Source organism: Mesorhizobium sp. LSJC280B00, from assembly GCF_000502835.1.
Taxonomy (GTDB): domain Bacteria; phylum Pseudomonadota; class Alphaproteobacteria; order Rhizobiales; family Rhizobiaceae; genus Mesorhizobium.
Genome location: NZ_AYVL01000001.1, coordinates 89243 through 112058, shown reverse-complemented (window position 1 = coordinate 112058; position 22816 = coordinate 89243). Strand labels below are relative to the sequence as shown.

At 63.9% G+C, this 22816-nt stretch carries 21 protein-coding genes and 3 pseudogenes; 10 read left to right on the top strand and 14 right to left on the bottom strand.

Translation table 11 applies throughout. The features are described 5' to 3' along the window. Positions 1 to 152 precede the first annotated feature (152 nt). Positions 153 to 596, top strand: a complete 444-nt coding sequence (locus X773_RS41230; protein WP_023674091.1) for a hypothetical protein — start codon at positions 153 to 155, stop codon at positions 594 to 596. 35 nt (positions 597 to 631) lie between these two features. On the opposite strand, the pseudogene X773_RS41225 reads toward X773_RS41230, so the two are convergent. From X773_RS41225 to X773_RS41205, 5 genes and pseudogenes are all read right to left on the bottom strand, one after another. Then, positions 632 to 1834 (bottom strand): annotated as a pseudogene (locus tag X773_RS41225) (glycine--tRNA ligase subunit beta); the annotation flags it as partial. A 235-nt stretch (positions 1835 to 2069) separates the two neighbouring features. Beyond that, positions 2070 to 3434, bottom strand: a pseudogene (locus X773_RS41220) (glycine--tRNA ligase subunit beta); the annotation flags it as partial. 447 nt (positions 3435 to 3881) lie between these two features. Next, positions 3882 to 4943: a glycine--tRNA ligase subunit alpha gene (locus X773_RS41215; protein WP_031211040.1), complete on the bottom strand. Its 1062-nt coding sequence runs from the start codon at positions 4941 to 4943 to the stop codon at positions 3882 to 3884. A 250-nt stretch (positions 4944 to 5193) separates the two neighbouring features. Continuing rightward, complete coding sequence (locus tag X773_RS41210; RefSeq protein WP_031211039.1) at positions 5194 to 6969, bottom strand: tetratricopeptide repeat protein; 1776 nt, start codon at positions 6967 to 6969, stop codon at positions 5194 to 5196. A gap of 209 nt (positions 6970 to 7178) precedes the next feature. Continuing rightward, entirely contained in the window at positions 7179 to 7784 is a 606-nt protein-coding gene (locus X773_RS41205) for a TetR/AcrR family transcriptional regulator (protein ID WP_023674085.1), read from the bottom strand. Between the two features lie 104 nt (positions 7785 to 7888). On the opposite strand from X773_RS41205, the gene X773_RS41200 reads away from it, so the two are divergent. Continuing rightward, positions 7889 to 9322 carry an MFS transporter gene (locus tag X773_RS41200; RefSeq protein ID WP_023674084.1) on the top strand — a complete coding sequence of 478 codons (1434 nt, stop codon included), beginning with the start codon at positions 7889 to 7891 and terminating at the stop codon, positions 9320 to 9322. Between the two features lie 26 nt (positions 9323 to 9348). On the opposite strand, the gene X773_RS41195 is transcribed toward X773_RS41200, so the two are convergent. Then, the gene (locus X773_RS41195) at positions 9349 to 10365 is read right to left on the bottom strand and encodes a polyprenyl synthetase family protein (protein ID WP_023674083.1); all 1017 of its coding nucleotides are present in this window, start codon (positions 10363 to 10365) and stop codon (positions 9349 to 9351) included. Positions 10366 to 10791: 426 nt separating this feature from the next. Between X773_RS41195 and X773_RS41190 the strand changes: the two genes are divergently transcribed. The 6 genes and pseudogenes from X773_RS41190 to moaB all read left to right on the top strand — a co-directional run bounded on the left by X773_RS41190 (position 10792) and on the right by moaB (position 14524). Beyond that, on the top strand, positions 10792 to 11016 hold the full coding sequence (locus X773_RS41190; protein ID WP_023674082.1) for a DUF2007 domain-containing protein: 225 nt from the start codon (positions 10792 to 10794) through the stop codon (positions 11014 to 11016). Then, a pseudogene (locus tag X773_RS41185) lies at positions 11016 to 11854 on the top strand (methyltransferase). Before X773_RS41190 ends, X773_RS41185 begins: the two are co-directional and overlap by 1 nt. Before the next feature lie 87 nt (positions 11855 to 11941). Further along, positions 11942 to 12799 carry a S49 family peptidase gene (locus X773_RS41180; protein WP_031211037.1) on the top strand — a complete coding sequence of 286 codons (858 nt, stop codon included), beginning with the start codon at positions 11942 to 11944 and terminating at the stop codon, positions 12797 to 12799. Between the two features lie 81 nt (positions 12800 to 12880). Beyond that, the gene (locus tag X773_RS41175; protein ID WP_023674078.1) at positions 12881 to 13066 is read left to right on the top strand and encodes a membrane protein; all 186 of its coding nucleotides are present in this window, start codon (positions 12881 to 12883) and stop codon (positions 13064 to 13066) included. A 26-nt stretch (positions 13067 to 13092) separates the two neighbouring features. Then, positions 13093 to 13995: a 4-(cytidine 5'-diphospho)-2-C-methyl-D-erythritol kinase gene (locus tag X773_RS41170; protein ID WP_023674077.1), complete on the top strand. Its 903-nt coding sequence runs from the start codon at positions 13093 to 13095 to the stop codon at positions 13993 to 13995. Next, positions 13982 to 14524, top strand: coding sequence for a molybdenum cofactor biosynthesis protein B (gene moaB / locus X773_RS41165; protein WP_023674076.1), 543 nt, complete (start codon positions 13982 to 13984; stop codon positions 14522 to 14524). The genes X773_RS41170 and moaB overlap by 14 nt, the downstream gene beginning before the upstream one ends. Before the next feature lie 33 nt (positions 14525 to 14557). On the opposite strand, the gene X773_RS41160 is transcribed toward moaB, so the two are convergent. Both X773_RS41160 and X773_RS41155 read right to left on the bottom strand, forming a co-directional pair. After that, positions 14558 to 15532, bottom strand: coding sequence for a hypothetical protein (locus X773_RS41160; RefSeq protein WP_023674075.1), 975 nt, complete (start codon positions 15530 to 15532; stop codon positions 14558 to 14560). A 189-nt stretch (positions 15533 to 15721) separates the two neighbouring features. Next, positions 15722 to 16225 (bottom strand): glycosyltransferase, encoded by a 504-nt coding sequence (locus X773_RS41155; protein ID WP_023674074.1) that lies wholly within the window; start codon positions 16223 to 16225, stop codon positions 15722 to 15724. A 151-nt stretch (positions 16226 to 16376) separates the two neighbouring features. Between X773_RS41155 and X773_RS41150 the strand changes: the two genes are divergently transcribed. Then, positions 16377 to 17531, top strand: a complete 1155-nt coding sequence (locus tag X773_RS41150) for a PA0069 family radical SAM protein (RefSeq protein WP_023674073.1) — start codon at positions 16377 to 16379, stop codon at positions 17529 to 17531. A gap of 165 nt (positions 17532 to 17696) precedes the next feature. Beyond that, positions 17697 to 18392, top strand: coding sequence for a ribonuclease HII (locus tag X773_RS41145; RefSeq protein ID WP_023674072.1), 696 nt, complete (start codon positions 17697 to 17699; stop codon positions 18390 to 18392). 256 nt (positions 18393 to 18648) lie between these two features. Here the strand turns inward: X773_RS41145 and X773_RS41140 are convergent, their stop codons facing one another. The 6 genes from X773_RS41140 to X773_RS41115 form a co-directional block, all read right to left on the bottom strand. Next, the gene (locus tag X773_RS41140) at positions 18649 to 19140 is read right to left on the bottom strand and encodes a F0F1 ATP synthase subunit B (protein ID WP_023674071.1); all 492 of its coding nucleotides are present in this window, start codon (positions 19138 to 19140) and stop codon (positions 18649 to 18651) included. Between the two features lie 10 nt (positions 19141 to 19150). Further along, entirely contained in the window at positions 19151 to 19732 is a 582-nt protein-coding gene (locus X773_RS41135) for a F0F1 ATP synthase subunit B (protein ID WP_023674070.1), read from the bottom strand. 81 nt (positions 19733 to 19813) lie between these two features. After that, complete coding sequence (locus X773_RS41130; protein WP_006206606.1) at positions 19814 to 20038, bottom strand: F0F1 ATP synthase subunit C; 225 nt, start codon at positions 20036 to 20038, stop codon at positions 19814 to 19816. Positions 20039 to 20106: 68 nt separating this feature from the next. Then, on the bottom strand, positions 20107 to 20865 hold the full coding sequence (locus X773_RS41125) for a F0F1 ATP synthase subunit A (protein WP_023674069.1): 759 nt from the start codon (positions 20863 to 20865) through the stop codon (positions 20107 to 20109). A gap of 70 nt (positions 20866 to 20935) precedes the next feature. Further along, positions 20936 to 21334 carry an AtpZ/AtpI family protein gene (locus tag X773_RS41120; protein WP_023674068.1) on the bottom strand — a complete coding sequence of 133 codons (399 nt, stop codon included), beginning with the start codon at positions 21332 to 21334 and terminating at the stop codon, positions 20936 to 20938. 255 nt (positions 21335 to 21589) lie between these two features. After that, positions 21590 to 22774, bottom strand: coding sequence for a cell wall hydrolase (locus tag X773_RS41115; protein ID WP_031211036.1), 1185 nt, complete (start codon positions 22772 to 22774; stop codon positions 21590 to 21592). Positions 22775 to 22816: the final 42 nt, after the last annotated feature.

Below are 22816 nucleotides of genomic sequence, written 5' to 3'. Positions count from 1 at the left end.
ACCTCACGGATGCGGGTGCCTAATACGCTGACGCCGGGCGAGCAAGCCCAGGCATTGGCGAATCGCAAATCGCTAAAATGCTATGTTTCCCCGCAAGCCGGCATCAACTGCCCTCGGCTAGGGTGCCGTCTTGTTGGGCAAGGGGAATTATCATGCTTTCGATGCGTATCCTTGGAGCGCTTGGTTTGGCGTTTATGGCCGGCACGGCACAGGCCTCGTCGCTGGTTTTTCTCGGGCAAACGACGGCGACGCCTTCGGTGGTCGGTACGGTGGCCAGTCCAGGCTCGCTCGAGCGGACGAAAACACCGTCGATCGTCGCGCTCGGCGAGAAGTTGCCCAACGTCAATGAAAACGTCACCGAGGAAAAGGTCGCGGCAATCCCGAGCCAGCCGAGTCATGGCTTCGCCGGAAGCCCGATGATCATTCGCGGCGGTATCGTCGGCGATGCCTTTGCTACGCCCGCGCCCAAAGCCGCGCCGGCCACCGCTGCCGCGCCCGCCGCCGACGGCAAAGCCGACCCAAAGGTCGCCAGCAACCCCCCTGAGCCGGCAGCGCCGCAGCCTGCGCCGCTAGCAGCTCCCGACCAGCCCAAATAGCGCCTGAAGCATAAGCGAAGATTTCTTCGCGAATGTCAGCCGGCTATCTTGGAGAAATCCGCGACCCGGTCGGTCGCCGCGCGGATGCGGGCGAGCAATGCCAGGCGATTGGCGCGCACCGCCTGGTCCTCATCGTTTACGAGGACTTTGTCAAAGAATGAATCAACCGGCTCGCGCAACACGCTAAGCGCCAGCATGGCGGCGGAAAAGTCTTCGTTTTGAATTGCTTCGCCGGCTTGCCTCTCGGCCTGATTGACCGCCGCAAACAAGGTTTTTTCGGCGTCCTCCCGGAACAGAGCCGGCTCAACGCTGCTTGCGATCGCCGTCGCCTTCTTCTCCTCGGCAGCCACGATGTTGGCCGCGCGCTTGGTGCCGGCAAGCAGGTTCTTGCCGTCCTCGGTGTCAAGGAAGGAGCCGAGTGCTTCGACGCGGCGGACGATCTGCAGGAGATCGTCGTTCTGGCCAATCTCCCCCCTTGAGGGGGAGATGCCCGGCAGGGCAGAGGGGGGCGCGACAGAATGAGAGGCCGGCGGGACAGCGCCCCCCTCTGTCGGCTGCGCCGACATCTCCCCCACAAGGGGGGAGATTGGGCGCGAACCGGCCGCCAGCACCGCGTCAATCAGGTCGTGCCGCGCACCCTGATCGCGGAGATAGACTTTGAGGCGATCGTGGAAAAAGGACAGGAGGTCGGCTTCTGCAGCATTAAATCTGTTCGCCCATTCTATCAGGAATGCCTTGTCTTCAGCTAAGATGGCTGCGACCTGATCAAACTTCCAATCTCCTGCGGAGGACATCGGAAGCATGCGACCGAGTTCCATAAATTTCTCAAATATTGGCCGGTACTTCTGATCAACGATCTGCCAGAAAACTCGAAGCCATGCTTTGTGCCAATCCTGCTCAAGGCGCAATCGAACCCCGTTCTCGACCAACATCCTGACCACCCCCAGCGCCGCTCTTCTGAGCGCATAGGGATCCTTCGATCCGGTCGGCTTTTCATCAATAGCCCAGAACCCGACCAGCGTGTCGAGCTTGTCGGCAAGCGCCACGGCCACCGAAACCGGATCGGTCGGCACGCGATCGGACGGGCCCTGCGGCTTGTAGTGCTCCTCGATCGCGGCGGCGACGGAGGGGTGCTCGCCCTGCAGCAGCGCGTATTTGCGGCCCATGGCGCCTTGCAGTTCCGGGAACTCGCCGACCACCTCGGTGGTGAGGTCGGCCTTGGCGAGGACGGCGGCGCGGCGCGCGAGCGCGATAATCTCCCCCCTCGAGGGGGAGATGTCGCCGAAGGCGACAGAGGGNGGAACTGCTGATCTCCCCCCTCGAGGGGGAGATGTCGCCGAAGGCGACAGAGGGGGTCGGCACGTCCTGACGCGGCTTCCTATCGCGGACAGAGGATGCCGGCGATTCACGCTCGGCGACCCCCTCTGGCCTGCCGGCCATCTCCCCCTCAAGGGGGGAGATTGCGCGCGCCACGATTGGTGCTAGTTCTTCGGCCAACCTGGCAATCCGCTCCACCCGCTCGCCTTGCGTGCCGAGCTTGGCATGAAACGTTACATTGAGGTGGTCGAGGCGGGCCATGCGCTGGTCGAGCGGCTTGTTCAGATCGAGCCCGAATTTTTCCGCCGATGCCTGCAACTGGTCGAGATCCGGCAGGTCGCCGTGGTCGGTCTTCCAGAAATAGAGCGCGTCGGACAGGCGGGCACGCACCACCTTGCCGTTGCCGTGGGCGATCTCCTTGCCGCCATCCTTGGCCTCGATGTTGGCGGTCAGGATAAAGCGGTTGGAGAGCGGCGATTGGCTGATCTCCCCCCTTGAGGGGGAGATGGCCGGTAGGCCAGAGGGGGTCGGCACGACCTGACGCGACTCCCTATCGCGGACAGGGGATGCCGCCGATCCACGCGAGGCGACCCCCTCTGTCGCCTTCGGCGACATCTCCCCCTCGAGGGGGGAGATTTGGCGCGTCGTCACGAAACACTTCTGGTTGGCGCGGATGGTGAGCCTGATCACCTCGGCCGGAATGGCCAGAAAATCCTGCTCGAATTCGCCCATCAGCACGACCGGCCATTCGACGAGGCCCGACACTTCTTCCAGCAGCCCCTCGTCCTCGACAAGGTCGAGCCCGCTGGCGAAGGCGAGGTTCCTGGCATCGGCAAGAATGATCTCCTTGCGTCTGTCGGCATCGAGCACGACCTTGGCCGCCTCAAGCTTGGCGACATAATCGTCGAAGCGGCGCACCGTGATGGTGCCCGGCGCATGAAAACGGTGACCGTAAGTGACGTTGCCGGAGCGGATGCCGTCGATCTCGAAATCGACGACCACCGGCTCCTCGGTTTCGGGGCCGAAGGTGCACAGGATCGATTGCAGCGGCCGCACCCAGCGCAGCGAGCCGGGCTTGGCCGAAGCCGGCCCCCAGCGCATCGATTTCGGCCAGGGGAAGTTGCGGATGATGCCCGGCACCAGCTCGGCGATGATCTGCTCCGCCGGCCTGCCCGGCCTGGAAATATGGGCGACGTAGAAGTCGCCCTTCTTCGGATCGGAATGAACATGCGCCTCGGCAATCGAGGCAAGGCCGGCCTTGCGCAGAAAACCTTGCACCGCCGGCTCGGGCGCCTTGGTCGAGGGCCCCTTGATCTCCTCGCTGATGTCCTTCGAGCGCGCGGTCAGGCCGCGAATGTCGAGCGTCAACCGGCGCGGCGTCCAATATTCGCGCCCCGCCTCATAGATCAGCCCGGCGTCGACCAGACCGTCGGTCAAAAGCTTTTTCAGGTCGCCGGCCGCCTTGCGCTGCATGCGAGCGGGGATTTCCTCGGAACGAAGTTCTAGAAGCAGGTCAGGCATTGAAAGAGCTCACGCGACAAGAAACAGCCGCCGCTTCGCGGCGTCCTCCCCCATCGAGGCGAAGGTAAGCGGGGCATAGCAACTCGGTCGGCTGCTGTCACCCTTCCCAGCAAGATCGGGCCAGCACGATCAAGGCGTCCAACAGCGAATTCCGAAAAAATTCAGCCGCCTGTCGGACACGCGCCGGTCCGCCCGTCCTTGGATCAAAGATTTCCCTGAACCGAACGCAGCGCTGAAGCGACCAACGCTCAGGCAGAGAGCTATTGGCTGAACGAGCATGAAAACGGCATCGACATTCCTGCAGATCCTCGCGCTCAGCGCCTGTTTTACAGCGCAGGTGCATGGCACGTTCTCGATGCCCGGCGTCAGACAAGCGTTGCGGACAATAGCCGGTGCAAGCGGCCAAGGCACGTTGCCAATCAGCGCCCCTGTCGAAATCGCCTGGAGCTAAGCCGCCATTCCACCCGCCTGCGTCAGCAGAAACGCCTCGCCGCAGGCCTTGGCCAGATTGCGCACCCGCAAGATGTAACTCTGGCGCTCGGTGACCGAAATCACGCCGCGTGCGTCGAGCAGATTGAAGACGTGGCTGGCCTTGATGCACTGGTCGTAGGCTGGGAAGACCATGCGGTGATATCCCTCCCCCTTGAGGGGACCAGACAAGGTCTGGCCGGGAGGGGTCGCTCGTGCAGTGCTCGACGCCTGACCTGCAGTGCCTTCTGAGGCGACCCCCTCTGCCCGCTTCGCGGGCGTCTCCCCCTCAAGGGGGAAGATGGGCGCGCCGGCTTGTAGCAACGCCTTGCACTCGGCTTCGGCGTCTTCGAAATGGCGCAGCAACATCGCGGTGTTGGCAAATTCGAAATTATGGCGCGAATATTCCTGCTCGGCCTGCAGGAAGACGTCGCCATAGGTCACCTTGTCGGCGCCTTCACGACCGTTGAAGTTGAGGTCGTAGACATTGTCGACGCCCTGCACATACATGGCCAGCCGTTCCAGCCCGTAAGTGAGCTCGCCCGCCACCGGTGCGCATTCGATGCCGCAGACCTGCTGGAAATAGGTGAACTGCGACACCTCCATGCCGTCGCACCAGCACTCCCAGCCCAGCCCCCAGGCGCCCAGCGTCGGGCTTTCCCAGTCGTCCTCGACGAAGCGGATGTCGTGCAGCAGCGGATCGATGCCGATCGCGGCCAGCGAGCCGAGGTAAAGCTCCTGCAGATTGGGCGGATTGGGCTTCAGGATCACCTGGTATTGGTAATAGTGCTGCAGCCGGTTCGGGTTCTCGCCATAGCGGCCGTCCTTGGGGCGGCGCGAGGGCTGGACATAAGCCGCGTTCCAGCGTTTTGGGCCGAGCGCGCGCAATGTCGTTGCCGGATGGAAGGTGCCGGCGCCGACTTCCATGTCGTAAGGCTGGAGGACGACGCAGCCATAGTCCGCCCAATAATTATGCAACGTCAGGATCAGCCCCTGGAACGAGCGGCTGGGGTGCATGTGGGCAGGGATATCAACGGTCACGGCGGCCTCCGGCGGGAAAGGCGGGATGCCGGCACGTCCTAGATGCCTGGCCAGCAAGCGTCAAGGCAGAGGGGGTCAGGCCTTTGAAGGTGTTCCCTTCTCCCCTTGTGGGAGAAGGTGGCCGAGCGAAGCTCGGTCGGATGAGGGGTGTTCTAGATTGGCACCGACGGCACTCCGTCCAACACCCCTCAACCGTCTCGGCGCTGCGCGCCGATCCACCTTCTCCCACAAGGGGAGAAGGAAAGAAGGGTCACCCCTTGGGCGCGGGCGCCGGCACGGGCTTTACGTTCGGGGTTTCCTGCGCTGTGTTGGATTCGATCGGCGGCAGGCCTTTCATCAGCTTTTGCTGCAAGGCGGCAAGCACGTCCGGGTCCGGCTTCAGGTCGCGGGCCTGGTTCCACTGGAAGGTGGCTTCCAGCTTGCGGCCGACGCGCCAGTAAACGTCGCCGAGGTGATCGTTGAGCACCGGATCCTCCGGCTTCAACGAAACGGCGCGTTCCATTTCGCGCACCGCATCGTCGAACTGGCCAAGGCGGTAATAGGCCCAGCCCAGCGAATCGACGATGTAGCCGTCGCTCGGCCTCAGGTCGACGGCCTTCTGGATCATCGCGAGGCCTTCCTTGAGGTTCATGTTCTTGTCGACCCAGGAATAGCCCAGATAGTTCAGAACCTGCGGCTGGTCGGGGTAGAGCTCCAGCGCCTTGCGGAAATTCGGCTCAGCCTTCGGCCATTCCTTCAGCCGCTCATAGGCGATGCCGCGCTGGTAGAAAATGTTCCAGTTGGCGGCGGTCGGCGTCTTCAGCACCTCGACTGCCTTGTCGTAAAGATTGGCGGCGGAGCGGAAATCCTCCTTCGAGGAATAGACGCCGCCGAGCGCCAGATAGGCGCGCATGTCGTCGGGATGCGCATCGACGATGGCCTTGAGGTGAGCGATCGCCTCATCGTTGCGGTCGAGATCGGCAAGGTTGAGGCCAAGCTGCAGGTCCGAAAGCTCCTTCAGCGGCGAGCCGGCGGGAATGCGGCGATAGAGCGCGATGGCGCCCTCGCCATCTTTCAACTGCTCGGCAACGGCGGCAAGCTGAACGAGCGCCGCGTCGTTGTCGGGCCGCAGCGCCAGGGCATATTGCAGATAAAGCCGCACGAATGGCTCGCCGCCGCCGCGGTTGAGCGCGGTGGCGAGATCGAGCAGGATTTCCGAGGCGCCGTCCGACGGACCGGCAACGAAGGGCTCGATCTTTTCGCCCTTGTTGATCTTGTCGCGAAGGGCCGCAATCTCGACCTTGCCGGGGGCGAACGCCTCGGCCTTGTCGAGCACCGACAGCGCCTTGGCCTTGTCGCCTTTGCGGGCGAGGAAAGAGGCGTAGGCCTGCGCGTTGCGCATCCATGTTTCGGGGGCCGCACCGCCTGCCGCCGTGTCCTGCACGGTGGCGGTGTAGAGCGCATCCGCCCTGTCGGGCAGGCCGGAGGCGTCGGCAATCAAGGCGCGGTGGAAGGACTTGAACAGGCTGAACCAGTCGGGGCCCTGCAGCTTGTCGATGGAAGCCATGGCCTCGCCGGCGTCACCCGCACCCTGCTTGGCCCAGCCGGTCATGACGCCGGAGATCAGCCGGTCGAGATCGGATTCGAGCGACAGCTTGAGCCAGTATTCGGCCTTGGAGAAATCCTTCTTGTGGAAGGAATCGATGGCCAGCGCCAGGCGCGAGAAGCGCTCGACGTCGGGAACCGCCTTGAGCTTGTCAGCATAGACCAGGGATTCGTCGAAGCGCCCCTGCGCGATCAGCGACAGCATCAGACTCTGCTGCAGTCCCGTATCGTTCGGATCGAACGCAAGCGCCTGCTTGTAATAGGAGATGGCACTGTCGAGGTCGTTGTCGCCGTCGGCGATCCTGGCGGCAAGATAGGCCCCCGAGAAGGATGTGATCCTGACCGGCTCGGCGGTCTGTTTGGCATGCGCCGGCAAAGCCGAGATCGCCATGCCCGTCGCGATTGCCAGCCCCGTCAGCCAGCGCGCATATCCTTGCCGCATCATATCCCTTTCAGCCAAACGCCATCTCCGCGTCAGCGGGATCGCCGTAGACTCGATCTTTACAGGTAAAGCATGGCCTTTTTGGGGTCGGGCTTCAACCCGGCCCGAATTCACAATCGGGTCAAGCAATTAATAAACCATGCCGAAAGAGGTCGCACGACCGCATTGCGGCAATCCGGCAATGGGAAACCGGCGTCACGGCCCGGAACTCAGGACGTTTGCGAAAGGCTTGCGTCGAGCGCCTGCATGGCGACGGTGACAAGATCGTGCAGCCGCTTTTTCGGCACGCCGTCGCGTGCCTGGACCGAAAGGCCGTGCATCAGCGTGGCGTAATAGTCACCCAGCGTCTCGGCATCGGTATCCGGCTTCAATTCGCCATCGCGCACGGCCTTTTTCAATCGCTCGACGATCGACGCGGTACGCGCCAGCCGATGCTCCGCCAGCCATTGCAGCACGGCGTCGTTTTCGACGGCGCAATTGGTCGCGGCCGTCACCACCATGCAGCCCTGCGGCCGCCCGGGCCGCGTATAGATTTCGACGGCGTCGCGAAGCATGCGCTCGATGACGCGCCGGACATTTGGTTCTTCCTGCAGCGCGCGCGTGGCGAAGCCGCCCTCATTGGCCTCGTAAAGCGCCACTGCTTCGCGAAACAGATCCTCCTTCGAGCCGAAGGCGGCATAGATGCGCGCCGATGCGAGGCCAAGCGCCGATACGAGATCGGCCATCGAAGTGCCCTCGTAGCCGCGCCTCCAGAAAGCGTCGCGGGCTTTCTCCAGCGCCTGGTCGCGGTCGAATTGCCTTGGCCTGCCTGCCATGTCGGTCTCCAATTTTTGTCGATCAACAAATAATCCGCTTGACTTCGGATTGCAAATCTCAATTCTTTGTCGATCATTAAATAATTGTCGACAAGGAGTCCGACATGAGTTCACTCGATCAAGGCGCGCCGCTCGGGGCGATAACGCAAGGAGCAAGCACGGCGAAACATGGCGCAACGCTGGCGCTCCTCGCCTTCGCGCAGCTCATCATCTCGCTCGACCTCAACATCGTCTTCGTGGCGTTGCCGGAGATCGGCGCCGGCCTCGGATTTTCAGGCCAGACCCTGCAGTGGGTGGTCAGCGCCTACACCGTGTTCACCGGTGGCTTCCTGCTGTTCGGCGGCCGGGCGGCCGACCTGATCGGCCAGCGCCGCGTCTTCATCTTCGCGCTCTGGCTCTACGCGCTCTCATCTCTGATCGGCGGCCTCGCCTGGTCGCCGGAAATCATCATCGCGGACCGCGCCGTACAAGGCATCGGCGCCGCGTTCCTGTTTCCGGCGACGCTGTCGCTGATCAACCGCCTGTTCGCCGAGGGACCGGAACGCAACCGGGCGCTCGCCGTCTGGGGCGGCGCAGGCGCCAGCGGTCTGACGCTCGGTTCGCTTGCCGGCGGGTTTCTGACCAGCGCCTTCGGCTGGCCGTCGGTCTTCTATGTCAACGTGCTGCTGGCCGGGATCGCCATCATCGCGGCTTTCGCCATCATCCCGCGCGATCGCAAGTGGCACGAGCAGCGCAGCTTCGATCTGCCGGGCGCCCTGACCGTCACCGCCGGCGCGACGCTGCTTGTCTTCACCCTGGTTCAAGGGCCCGGATATGGCTGGGGCTCTGGCGCAATCATCGCCAGCGCGCTGCTGGCGGCATTGTTTCTGATTGCCTTCACCGTGATCGAGGCCAACAGCGCCGACCCGCTGATGCCGCTGCGCCTGTTCCACAACCGCAGCCTTGTCGCCGGCATGACGATAACCTTCCTCTACATGGCCACTTTCGGAGCGCTGCCCTACTTCCTCACCGTGCTGCTGCAGAACGTGCACGGCTTCACTGCCTTGCAGACGGGCCTCGCCTTTCTCGTGCCGTCGGTCGCCATCGCCACCGGTACGCAAGCCGGCGAGCGTCTGGCAACGCGCTTTTCGACGCGCAGCACCCTGGTCGGCGGCATGATGGTCGGCGCGGTCGGGACAGCATTGATGGTATCAGGCGCGACCGCGGAGAGCAGCTATCTGGCCCTCGTACCTGGCCTGATCGTCTCCGGCGTCGGACAAGGCATCGTCTGGACCGCAATGTGGATTGCCGCCGCTTCCGGCGTTGCCCATGACCAGCAAGGCGTCGCCTCGGGGATGGCTTCGACGACGCTCAATGTCGGCAACGCCATCGGCATGGCCGTGCTGATTGCGATTGCGAACAGCCAAATCGGCGAATTGTCCGGCAATGCGTTGAAAATTGCCGTCGCCGACGGCATCCAGGTCGCCTTCTGGCTCGCGGCGGCGGGCATCGTCGTTAGCCTGCTGGCAGCAATGGTTCTTCCGGCAAAGGCTCGATGAGAACAAGCGCGGGGCGCCGATGCCTTTCAATTCACCCGGCTGATGCAGAAATCGATGACGTCGATCAGCGCCGATTTCTGCGGCGTCGCCTCGAGCGGCGCCAGCGCGTCGCGGGCGATCTCGCCGAAATGGCGGGCGCGCCCGATGGTGTCGGCAATTGCGCCGTGGCGGAGCATCAGGCCGATTGCCTTTTCCAGCCCGGCATCGTCGGCGGCATTGTCCTCGATGGCGCGTTTCCAGAAGCTGCGCTCGGCCTTGGTGCCGCGCCGATAGGCGAGGATCACCGGCAGCGTGACCTTGCCCTCGCGGAAATCGTCGCCGACATTCTTGCCGAGGTCCTTGCTGGTGCCGCCGTAATCCAGCGCGTCATCGATCAGCTGGAAGGCAAGGCCGAGATTGATGCCGTAGGAGCGGAGTGCTGCGCGATCATTGCGCGTCGCCTGAGCGATGACCGGGCCGACCTCGGCGGCGGCCGAAAACAGCGCCGCGGTCTTGGCCTTGATCACCGCGAAATGCTCGTCCTCGGTGGTCTCGAGGTTCTTGGCGGCGGCAAGCTGCATCACCTCGCCTTCGGCAATCACCGAGGCCGCACTCGACAGGATGTCGAGCGCTTCAAGCGAGGCGACATCGACCATCATGCGAAAGGCCTGGCCGAGCAGGAAATCGCCGACCAGAACACTGGCCTGATTGCCCCAGATCATACGCGCCGTCTTTTTGCCGCGCCGCATGCCGCTTTCGTCGACGACGTCGTCGTGGAGAAGTGTCGCGGTATGCATGAATTCGACCGATGTGGCGAGCTTGACATGGCCGTCGCCGGAATAGCCGAACATCTGGGCGGCGGCGAGCGTCAGCATCGGCCGCAGCCGTTTGCCGCCCGACGAGATCAGATGGTTGGCTATCTCCGGAATCATCTCGACATCGGAGCCGGCCTTCGACAGGATCAATTTGTTGACGCGCCCCATGTCGGCCGCGGTCAGGTCGATGAGGTCCTTTATCGAGGCGGCTTCGCGCTTCCCGTTTTCAATGTTGAGAACGACACCCACGGCAAAACTCCCAACCTCGATATGCACGACGGCAACATGGTCCCTGGACAGACTCTAGGGTGTCACCCACCGGCGCGGCAAGAGGCGAATTGGCGCGCCGGCTCTGGTACATGATCACGCCTACGTTTACATCAACGCCGCAAACTGCGAGTTTAGGGCCATGATCTATCGATATGATCGAAATGGTGTGAGGCCATCTGTCCGGATACGCGGAGCGAAGGCGCAGGAAGCCATTCGGCTTTCAAGTCCTTCGCGACAAAGTAGCCGGGCAGATGGACCACATCCTCCGGACGCCGAAACGGCTGCAAGCTGCGTCGTCGAACCGCTCGGCCGGGGGAAAGACCCCGACCTTCGCGCTTCTCCTCGCATCTTCTTGCCGTTTCAGGCGCCATTTCGACCATATCGATAGATCATGGCCCTAATCCGATGATAGAGCTCATCCGCACCAACGACGCCGTCATCATTTCGTTTGTCGAATCGCTGATGCGCGATGCCGGCATCGGCTGTTTCGTCGCCGACCAGAATATGAGCGTTCTCGACGGCTCGATCGGCATCCTGCCCCGCCGTGTCATGGTGGACGCCGACAAGGCCGATGCGGCGCGGCGCATCCTGACGGATGCTGGCATCGCCAACGAGATCCGCCAAAAATAATGTCCGCGTCGCCCGCTGCCCTTGTCCCGGACATGCCGGCTCATACGGTCGACGCCTTCCATCGCGGTCGCTTCTGGCTGGTGCAGCCGAGAAAGGCGGGCCACCGCGCCGGCATGGATGCGATGATGCTGGCGGCTGCCGTGCCGTCCTCCTTCGCCGGGCGGCTTGCCGACTTTGGCGCGGGTGCCGGTGCCGCCGGCCTGGCGGTCCTGTCGCGCTGCCCCGGTGCCGCGGCAGTGCTCGTCGAGCGTTCTCCGGAAATGGCGGCCTTCGCCACCACCACCCTTGCCCATCCCGGCAATGCACATCTCAGTGATCGCGCCTCGGTGCTCGTCGCCGATGTCGCGCTGTCGGGCCGGGCGCGAGCGGCCGCCGGCCTCGAGAACAACAGCTTCGNGCGCGAGGGGCCGCCGGCCTCGAGAACAACAGCTTCGATTTCGTCATCATGAACCCGCCGTTCAATGCCGCCGTGGATCGCGCGACGCCCGATCCGCTGAGAAAGGCCGCGCATGTCTCGGAGGACGGGCTGTTCGACAGCTGGATCCGCAGCGCGGCCGCGGTGGTCAGACCGGGCGGCGGGCTGGCCGTCATCGCCCGGCCGCAGCAGCTCGGCGCCATCCTCGATGCCATTGCCGGCCGCTTCGGCGACGCCGAGATGCTGGCCGTCCACCCTCGCCCCGAAGCGGCGGCGATCCGCATCGTCGTCCGGGCAGCACTCGGCGCACGCGGCAAACTGTCGATCCGGCCGCCGCTGATGCTGCATGCCTATTCAGGCAATGGCCCCTCGGAACGGGCAGAGCTGATCAATAACGGGCTGGCGTCGCTGTTCGGAGACTGATCCATTTTGATTGCCGGCGTGACGGCATTGCCGTTGGCCGGCGAATTCCTACATGCCTCAAGCAAATCGACCGGAGACCGCCCCCTCGTGAAACGCCTTTTCAACCGCCTGCTGCCGAAATCCTGGCGCTCCGCCGTCGTCACCATTCCGGTCATCCGCCTGCACGGCACCATCATGCCCGGCGGCGGCCAGTTCCGGCCGAGCCTGTCGCTCGCTTCCACCGCCGGCCTTCTCGAAAAGCTGTTTTCCTTCGACGCGCCGGCGGTCGCCATCTCGATCAATTCGCCAGGTGGCTCACCGGTGCAGTCGCGGCTGATCTTCAGGCGCATCCGCGACCTGGCGAGCGAGAAGAACAAGAAAGTCCTGGTTTTCGTCGAGGACGTGGCGGCCTCGGGCGGCTACATGATCGCGGTCGCCGGCGACGAGATCTTTGCCGACCCGTCCTCCATCGTCGGCTCGATCGGCGTGGTGTCGGCCTCGTTCGGCTTTCCAGAGCTGTTGAAGAAGATCGGCGTCGAGCGCCGCGTCCACACCGCCGGCCAGAACAAGGCGGTGCTCGACCCGTTCAAGCCGGAAAAGAAGGAAGACGTCGAGCGCCTGAAGGCGCTGCAGCTCGAGGTCCACGAGACCTTCATCGATCTCGTCAAGGACAGGCGCGGCAGCAAGCTCAAGGATGATCCCGACCTGTTCACCGGCCTGTTCTGGACGGCCAAAAAGGGGCTGGAGCTCGGGCTGGTCGATGCGCTCGGCGACATGCGCAGCGTGCTGAAGAGCCGTTTCGGGCCGAAAACCCAGCTCAAGCTGATCACCGCACCGCGCGGCCTGTTCGGCCGCTTCGGCCTGTTCGGCTCGAGCTTTTCGGCGCCCGATATCGCCGCCGCCGCGGCAAGCGGCGTCATCGATGCGGCGGAAGAGCGCGCGCTGTGGGCGCGCTTCGGGCTTTGAAAAGCTGGTGAAAGCGTCTAGCATAAATCATCAACCGACCCGACCGGCCGCCTTGCCGGCCTTGCGAGGGAGGAGTTTGACATGCCGCAGATCATTTTCTTCGCCGTCGTCGGCATTGCCGCCTATTTCGGCTACCGCTCCTTCGTCAGGGAAGCCGAGCGTGTGACCGCCAAGGTGCGGCGTACCGAAAAGCAAGCCGCCAACGGTACAATGGGAACATTGGTCAAGGACCCGAAGACCGGCGAATACCGTCTGGCCAAGGATTGACCGTCGTCCCCCTCGCGGCCGAGCCAGTGAACTCCGAGGCCAGCATCCGGGCGTCACATGCGCACGCCAAGATAAATCTCGCGCTGCACGTCACCGGCCGGCGCGCCGACGGCTATCACACGATCGAAAGCCTGGCTGTGTTCACGCGCTTCGGCGATCGCATCGAGACGGAACTTGCCGACAGCGATGGGTTTTCCGTGTCCGGCAAATACGCCTCCGCGGTTCCGGTCGACGACAATAATCTGGTGGTGAGAGCGCGCGATGCACTGCGGCGCGAGGCCGGTCCCCAGCACGCACCGGCTGTCGCCATCAGGCTCGAAAAGAACCTGCCGGTTGCGTCCGGCGTCGGCGGCGGGTCGAGCGATGCGGCGGCTGTGCTGCGCGCCCTGGTCCAGACCTGGGGACTTGATGTCGGCGATGCCGAACTGGCGCGGATCGGCCTGTCGCTCGGCGCCGACGTGCCGATGTGCCTCGCAGCCAGACCGCTGATAGCCCGCGGCGTCGGCGACGAGCTGACGCTCGTGCCGGGTTTCCCGGCGCTGGGTCTGGTGCTCGTCAATCCCGGCACTGCCGTCTCGACGGCCGACGTGTTCGAGGCGCTTGGCCGCCGCGACAATGCGGGGCTGCCGCCGCTGCCGCACAGCCTCGACTTCCACAGCATCCGCAACTGGCTGGAGAGCACCCGCAACGATCTCGAGCCTGCGGCGCGTGCAATCCAGCCCGCCATCGGCAAGGCGCTTTCCGTTCTCAACAAGGCCGGAGCCGGTTTTGCCAGGATGTCCGGTTCCGGCGCCACCTGTTTCGGGCTGTTCGAGACCGGCAATGTGGCCAAGCGCGCGGCCGTCGATATTCGCAGCCGCCATCCCGACTGGTTTGTCGCGGCGACGCGAAGCGTGACATCGGAAGTTGATGCCCATGGCCAGGATTGACGAGAGCCGCCCCTTCGTTCCCGTGCGTATCGCGGTGCTGACCGTTTCCGATACGCGCAGCCTCGCCGACGACAAATCCGGGCAGACGCTGGCCGACCGCATTGCCAAGGCCGGCCATGTCCTGGCCGCCCGCGACATCGTCACCGACGACCGCGATAAGATTCGCGACAAGGTCCTGGGCTGGTCGAAGGACGATGCGATCGATGTCGTCATCACCACCGGCGGCACCGGCTTCACCGGCCGCGACGTGACGCCGGAAGCGCTGGAGCCGATCTTCGAAAAGCGCATGGACGGCTTTTCCGAAGTGTTCCACCGCATCTCCTACGACAAGATCGGCACTTCGACGGTCCAGAGCCGGGCAACCGGCGGCGTCGTCAATGCCACCTTCGTCTTCGTGCTGCCGGGCTCGCCCGGCGCCTGCAAGGACGCCTGGGACGGCATCTTGAAGCCGCAGCTCGACTACCGGCACATGCCCTGCAACTTCGTCGAGATCATGCCGCGGCTGGACGAGCATTTGCGGCGCGGCTGAGACGAACCGAGGTATCAGCCAAGCGACCTCGGTTTAGCGAATGACCGGCTCGCCGTGAAAACGCCGGCGCGACGGCGGCGAGACGCCGAAGCCAACCTCCATCATCAGCCGCGGCGTGCGCGTCGGCACGGTGCCCATATGGAAGCCGAACGGATCCTCGACAAAGCCGAGGCCGGCCGGCCCGGTCAGCGTGACCGGGCTCTGCTCGCCGTAGACGCCCAGCACCTCTTCCGCCGAATGGCCGACCAGCAGCGTCAGCTGATGCTTCAGGATGCGGCGGTTGTGGGAGCCGCGGACATAGACATGCGGCCCAGTGTCGGCGTCGACCGGCACCAGGTAGAAAAAGAATTTCAGCATGCGCCAGTCGTCGAGGTCGAAATGGTATTTGCCGAGCGAGGCCATGTTCTTGTCGGCGTCCGAGACGCCACCGGTCGGAAAGCTCCACCAGACGCGGGTGGTGATCAGCTTGGCCTGACTGCCGAGATAGTGTGCCGCGACGTCGAGAAGCAGCGGATCACGTTGCACGGCGACCGCAGCGCTGCAGTCGAGGACCCGCTCGAAATAGTGACCGCTGAGCAGCGGGCGGCCGAAATGCTTTTCGGCATCGGCGTGTTTTTCGGGCAGGAATTCCAGCCGGCGGTCGAAATTGCCGAAGCATGGCGTGCGCTCGGCGAAGCGGGCAATCTCCTCATGGATGGCGGCCGGCAGCATCAGGCCCGAATAGAGCCCCTCGGTGCGCAGCGCGCCGACGACGGCATCGCGGTCGACGCCGGCGAACATCGTTTCACCGACATTGCGCGCCGGCCGAACGGGCTTTGCACCGCGCCAGTGCAGCCGCCGCGCCGGCATGGTGCGGGCCAGCATGAACATCGGCAGCCATGCCGGATTCTCGCGAAGGTCGGAAAGATAGGTCGGGATGCGGGCGGCGATGCGGCGCAGCGTACCGCCGTTGCGTGCGATCGCCTCGAGGCTTGCAGCGCCGGACTTGTCAGGGCTTGAAAGGGTCATCGGGGTCCTCACAATATCGAGGGAACAGCATCGACGTTAGTCGTCGCCGCTCCGGCACACCCCAAAACCCTATTCGCCCATATCGCCGGGAATGGTAACCCCCAGCCAGATTTTGTGCAATGCACAATAAACGACGACCCGCCAGAAAATTTGTTTGGGCGGGGTTCCCTGAACCGGCACGGTAAGCCGTCACTTCCGCGGCGCGACCCAGATCTCGGCGTGGAGCCTCCTGGTCGCCAGGCCGCGGGCGATCGCTTCGGCGCTGCGGGCATTCTTCGACAGCGCGGCGGCCTGACGCTTGCTGATCACCAAGCCTTCGGCGAGAGCGCGATTTCCGGCAAAGACCCGTGACAGGAACGGCGCGCGGCTGCCGCGTGCCCGCGAAAATCGCGCCGCCATGGTTTGCCTCGCCGTATGGGCGACGACCTCGTCGATCCAGCCCTCTCCCAGCCGCGCTCCCGGTTCCAGCAAAAGCAGCCAGTCGCCCTTGGCCTGCCTGATGCCGGCGGCGATGCCGCCGCTGACATAGTGGCAGCCGGCATGTTCGGCGACGCGGTGCGTCTGATCGGTCGAGCCGGTATCGCAGACGAGAACGTCGCGCACCACGCCTTCGACCGCGCCGCTGATCAGCGAGGCGAGCGTGCGGGCAAGGCCCTCCTCGTCATTCAGGGTTTCGATCAGGACGCTGAGCATGTCTAGCCGAATAGCGGAAAGCGGTGGGCAGCGCCAGTTTTTGCGGCGCGCCGCGAATAAGTTCTTGCTTTGTTCTCATCAAAGCGATAGGAATACATTCATGAGCAGAGCGATTCGACAGCGGGCGGACAGTCCCTGGGAAAGGGCCAAAATGGAACAGATCGTGCGTGCCGATATTGCAGCCTTCGGCGCTGGCAGGGCCGAGATGGCGAATGCGATGATCGAGCAGAGCGGCATGCGCGTCCGCCCGGACCGCAATCGCGGCAGGTCGGCGGGCATCAATCCGTCCGGCCGTTTCGAGCCGGTCAGCCGGCATGTGTTCGACGACGGCTGGAATTCGCTGGAGGAGCTGCCGCCGTTCAAGACCGAGGTACAGGTCGAGAAGCCGCGCACCATCATCACCCGCAACGAATCGCCCGACATCTCCTTCGACCGCTCGATCAACCCCTATCGTGGCTGCGAACATGGCTGCGTCTATTGTTTCGCGCGGCCGACGCACAGCTTCATGGGGCTGTCGCCGGGGCTGGATTTCGAATCGAAGCTGTTTGCCAAGCCGGATGCGGCGCGGCTGCTCGACAAGGAATTGTCCAGGGATAATTACCAGCCGCGCACCATCGCCATCGGCACCAATACCGATCCCTACCAGCCGATCGAGAAGCAATACCGGATCATGCGCGAGATCCTCGAAGTGCTGGAGGCGCGCGGCCATCCGGTCGGCATCGTCACCAAATCGGCGCTGGTGACACGTGACATCGACATTCTGTCGCGCATGGCCGAGCGCGGGTTGGCCAAGGTGGCGCTGTCGGTGACGACATTGGACAGGATGCTGGCCAGAACGATGGAGCCGCGCGCGTCGACGCCGACCAAGCGGCTGGAGGCGATCAGGCAGCTTTCGGATGCCGGCATACCGGCCTCGGTGATGGTCGCGCCGATCATCCCCGGACTGACCGACCCGGAGATGGAGCGCATCCTCGATTCGGCACGGGCAGCGGGTGCGCGCGAGGCCGGTTATGTGCTGCTGCGCCTGCCGCTGGAGGTCGCGCCAATCTTCAAGGACTGGCTGCTGCGCCATTATCCCGATCGCTATCGCCACGTCATGTCGCTGATCCGTTCGATGCGCGACGGCAAGGACTACGATTCGGAATGGGGCAAGCGCATGAAAGGCTCCGGTCCCTATGCCTGGCAGATCGGCCGGCGTTTCGAGATCGCTGCCAAACGGCTCGGCCTCAACGCCGAGCGGCGCTCGCTCAGGACCGACCGGTTCGTCCCCGCTGCCAAGGCAACCGAGCAGCTGATGCTGCTGTGACAAAGCGTCTCGCGCCAGCCGGTTGAAACGGCCGGCAACAGGCAAAAATCCCGTCCGGCCTGTCCTGTCCCCGGGCTTGCAGACGGTAGCCCCTCCTGGTCCGGTGCCCCGCCCGACCCGGAGGGACTTGCGGAGAATCGGAGCCGATGCGAACCTCGCCGCACCATGGCTCGCCCGCGTTCCGATTCTCCGCTTCTCTTCGAAATTGTCGAGAAACCCGACTTCTCGTTCGAGACGAAGGCGATGGCCGAAGGCCTGTGGCCGGTGGCGGGGATGGACGAGGCCGGCCGCGGCCCGCTCGCCGGGCCGGTGGTGGCGGCAGCGGTGGTGCTCGATCCCGCCAACATCCCCGACGGCCTCGACGATTCCAAGCGGCTGACGCATTTGCAGCGTGAGGCGCTGTTCCTGAAAATCCTCGGCTCCGCACTCGCCGTATCGATGGCCTCGGTCAGTGCCGAAGGCATCGATGCCTCCAACATTCTCAAGGCCAGCCTGGAGGCGATGCGCCGTGCCGTGGCCGGCCTGTCAATCCGGCCGAAGCTGGCACTGGCCGACGGCCGCGACGTGCCGCCCGGCCTGCCCTGCGAGGGCAAAGCACTGATCAAGGGCGACCAGCGCTCGCAGTCGATCGCCGCAGCCTCGATCGTCGCCAAGGTGATGCGCGACCGTATGATGTGCGGCTGCGGCAGCCATCATGCGCATTACGGCTTCGAGCTGCATATGGGCTACGCCACTGTCCGCCATCGCACGGCGATCGATCTGCACGGGCCAGTGGCACGGCTGCACCGCGCCTCCTTCGCGCCGTTCCGGTTCGGCGGCACCGAGGTGCTGGAGGAAGAGGGTTTTTCGGGTTTGGATTGAGCGACCCTGTCGGCTAGGCGTAATCTCCCCCCTTGAGGGGGAGATGTCGCCAAAGGCGACAGAGGGGGTCGGTACGTCCTGGCGCGACGCCATGCGGGACGAAAGAGAAGGGCTGGCGCCTCACGCGCGGCTACCCCCTCTGGCCTGCCGGCCATCTCCCCCTCGAGGGGGGAGATTACGCGCTTGGCCGCTTTCGCTAACAAAAAAGCCGCCAGGTTTCCCGGGCGGCTTTCGATGAATTTCTCGATGAAGTCGCTTAATTCAGCTTCGACTTCAAATCCTGCAGCGAGGCGTTGAACAGGTCGGCGCCGGCCTTGGCGTCGATCTTGCCGGCCAGCAGCGCGCGCGCGGCCTCTACCGCGATATCGACGGCGCTGGCACGCACTTCGCCGATTGCTTCGCGCTCGGCCTGGCCGATCTTCTGCTCGGCCAAAGCGGTACGCCGGGCGACATAGTCCTCGGTCTTCTTGTGCGCCTCGGCGGCAAGCATGTCGGCTTCACGCTTGGCGGCGGCAACGATGGCCGCGGCCTCCTGCTCGGCTTCCTTGCGCTTGCGCTGGTATTGGCCAAGCAGCTGCTGGGCTTCTTCGCGCAACCGGCGCGCCTCCTCGAGCTCGCTGCTGATCTTGTCGGCACGCGCATCGAGCGCCTTGGCGATCATGCCCGGCACCTTGATGTAGATGGCGATGCCGAGGAAGATTACGAGAGCAACCGTTGCCCAAAGCGTCGCGAGAGATGTGGCGTCCATGATGCGCTCCTCACCCGGCCACGGATTTGACCGCGGCCGCGATTTCGGCCTTGCTGGCCTTGCCGCCGACAAGCGCCTCGACGATGGCCGAAGCGGTGTCCTCGGCGATCGTGCCGACTTCCTTCATGGCATTGGCCTTGATGGAAGATATGCGCGCCTCGGCCTCGCCAAGCTTCTGGTCAAGCGCTGCCTCGATCGTCTTGCGGGCAGCTTCGGCTTCCGCCTTGGCCGCATCGTTGGCCTGCTGACCGATCGCATTGGCCTTGCCCTTGGCTTCCGCCAATTCCTGCTCATAGGCGGCAACGGCGGCATCGGCCTCGCCTTTCAGCCGGGCAGCATGATCGAGATCCTGCGTGATGCGGTCGTTGCGCACGTCGATGATGCCGCCAACGCGCGGCATCACCACCCGTTTCAAGAAGAGATAGAACAGCCCGAAAGTGATTGCCAGCCACACCAGCTGTGACGGGTACGTCGCCGGATTGAATGGCGGAAACGTGCCGTGCGCCTCGGCGGGCACGCCGGTGGCGGCGTGCGTGTCGCCTTCCGTTGCGGCGGGCGCGGACTCTTGCGCAAAGGCAGATGTCACGAACATGGACTATCCCCGAAATTCAGGCCCGCCGCAGGATCGCGGCCGGCCTGTTCAATTCTTCCCAACGTTCAGCCGAACAAGTATTCAGCCGAACAGGGCGAGAAGCGCGATGAGAAGCGAGAAAATACCCAGCGCTTCGGTCACGGCGAAGCCGAAAATCAGACGGCCGAACTGGCCGTCGGCGGCCGACGGGTTGCGCAGCGCGCCCGCCAGATAGCTGCCGAAGATGTTGCCGAGGCCAATGCCCGCGCCGCCCATGCCGAGGCATGCGATGCCGGCGCCGATGTACTTTGCTGCTTCTGCGTCCATTTATTCAACTCCTTTGGATCTAAAATTCCGTTGCGATTCCATCCGGCGGCAATGCCGGAAACTCTAAATCAGTGCGAAGGGTGCAGGGCGTCGTTCAGATACATGCAGGTCAGCACGGCGAAGACGTAGGCCTGCAAAAGCGCCACGAGCAACTCCAGAGCCGTCAAAGCCACGGCCATCGCCAGCGGCAGGACCGAACCCGCAATGCCAAGCGTGCCGAGAGCGCTGAGGCTGACGACAAAGCCCGAGAACACCTTCAGCGTGATGTGGCCGGCCAACATATTGGCGAACAGACGAACCGAGAGGCTGACCGGGCGCGAGACGAAGGAAATCACTTCGATCGGAACGACAAGCAACATCATCACGATGGGCACGCCTTTCGGCACGAACAGCTTCAGGAAGCCGAGACCGTGCTTCATGAAGCCGTAGACGATCACGGTTCCGATCACCAGCGCAGCGAGGCCGAAAGTGACGATGATGTGGCTGGTGACGGTGAAGAAATACGGGAACAGGCCAAGCAGGTTGGCGACAAGCACGAACATGAACAGCGAAAACACCAAGGGGAAGAACTTCATGCCTTGCGTGCCCGCGGCGTCCCTCAGCATATTGCCGACAAATTCATAGGCCATTTCCGAGACCGACTGAAGGCGGCCGGGAATGAGGCTGCGGCCCGACGTGCTGAGGTAGAGAAACGCCGATGCGACAGCAACCGTCGCAAGCATGAACAGAGCCGAATTGGTGAAAGACAGGTCGTAGCCGCCGATGTGAATCGGAATGATCGGATGGATCTGGAATTGGTGGATCGGATCGACCTTGTCAGCAGCCACTTTAAATCCCCATCAAAGCCGCAGACGGCTTCAGTATCCTGTTCAATGCGCCGGCATGCGACGCCTCAATTCATTCTTTCGGATCGCGCGGCTTGTCGCCCGTTCCGAATTCCGACACAAGCCCGGCTGAACGCAGGACATTGAGCACGCCGGCGCCAAAACCCAGCAGCAGCCCGACTATCAGACCCCATGGCGATGTCCCCGCCACGCGATCGATAAACCAGCCGAGAGCCGCACCGACCACTATCCCGGCGATGAACTCGCTGGACAGCTTGAGCGCCTGGCCGTACCCGGCCGCACTACCCGCTTTCGCGTCGTCTTTCCCCTCGAGCCGGTCCGGCCGCCTTGTCGCAAGCGATGCTTCAAGGTCGCGCCGGCGGCGCTCAAGATCCTCGTCGCGGATATCGGCTTCATGCTGCTTGCCGCGGCCGGTTTTTCCGGTTCCGTCTGGCCCATTCTTGTCGGCCACGCAACCCCCCTGCCCGGTCAGACCGTCACCGTCCGTCCGCTTCTTAAAGTCGCCGGCAACATAGTTAGAGGGTCCGCGCCCGTCAAGCCACGGGCGGACGTTCAAGCTCAAGTATTTTTTTGTTATAAATCAGCTACTTGCTCGGGTGCGACATCGTGCCCGACGCGGCCTCTGGCGGGCTGCGGCCGAATCCCTACGGCGACGGGCCTTCGATCGGCCGCTCTCGCGCGAAAGATGCAAGGGCTGCCCGAGCACTCAGCTCCAGCCGCCGCCATAGGTGCGGTAGAAGATGTGCAGGCCGATCCTGGTCATTTTCTGCATCGTCCGCGCCCAGCCCGGATGGACGTAGTTGGCGTAATAATGGGTCGACGAGCCGACTTCCGGAATGAAGATCTTGCCGGCTGTGACGGCCATGGCGACATCCTGGGCGGTCTTGTAGGCGGCGGCGTTGTCGATGCGCTTCTTCCTGCCGTCGCAGGCAAAGGAAAATTGGCAGCGGTTGAACCAGTTGTCGTTCTGGTAGACGACGCCGCAGATCGAGTTCGGATAGGTCGGGTTGCGGACGCGGTTGAGGATGACCTGAGCGACGGCGGCCTGGCCACGCACGGATTCGCCGCGCGCCTCGAAATAGATGCCGTTGGCGAGACAGGCCTGCTCCGGTTTGGAAAAGACGCTCGCCGGCAGCGGCGTCTGCATCCACGAATGATCGCCCTTGCTCAGCGGCGGAATGAAGCGGCCATCGTTCGGGTCCTCGTCCTGCAGCAAGGCCTCGAAGGGCGACGCCTGTGCATAATCGGGAGCGGACGAGGCGTAGGCGGTCGCCAGCACGTCAGGATGATCATTGTTGACCAGCGCGGCAAGCATCGCCGGTACGCCGGGATCCGGCTTCTTGTCGATGCGCGTGTGGAAGGCGGCGGCGATCTGGATTTCCTTGCCTTTGATCTCGGGCTTGCCGAAAGCCATCCTCAGGCCGCTGTCCATGCTTGGGCGGAGCAGCGAAGAGGTGCGCTCGAAGATCGAGCCGGCATTGAAGTTTTTCGGCGGCGAGACGGGCGAGACCTGGATGATGCGGCCCTTCTTGTCGGCACGCGTGATGCGGTTCTCGTCCGGCGTCGTGCCGGCGATGCTGCCCTTGCCGCGAAACGAAACGGCGCCGATGCCGGGCAGTTGGACACCGGAGCCGGAGAGCGAGCCGGTGCTGCTGGAATCGAGGAATGGCATTTCGGCGGCGTGAACGGAGCCGGCGACGGATTTCTCGACATAGGCGTTCCAGCGGACGCTCGGCGCCTCAAGACCGGAGACCAGGCTTGTCATGTCCTGATAGGCAGCGACCGTCGGAAAGCCGATCCAGATGCCAAGGCCAATAACGAGGGGAGACAGGAAGGAACGCTTTTTCTCACCGGCGGCGGCGACAAGCCGCGTCAAAACACGTCGATGCACGGAACTCTCCAGAAACGCGACGGACCCCACTGGAGAGCTACA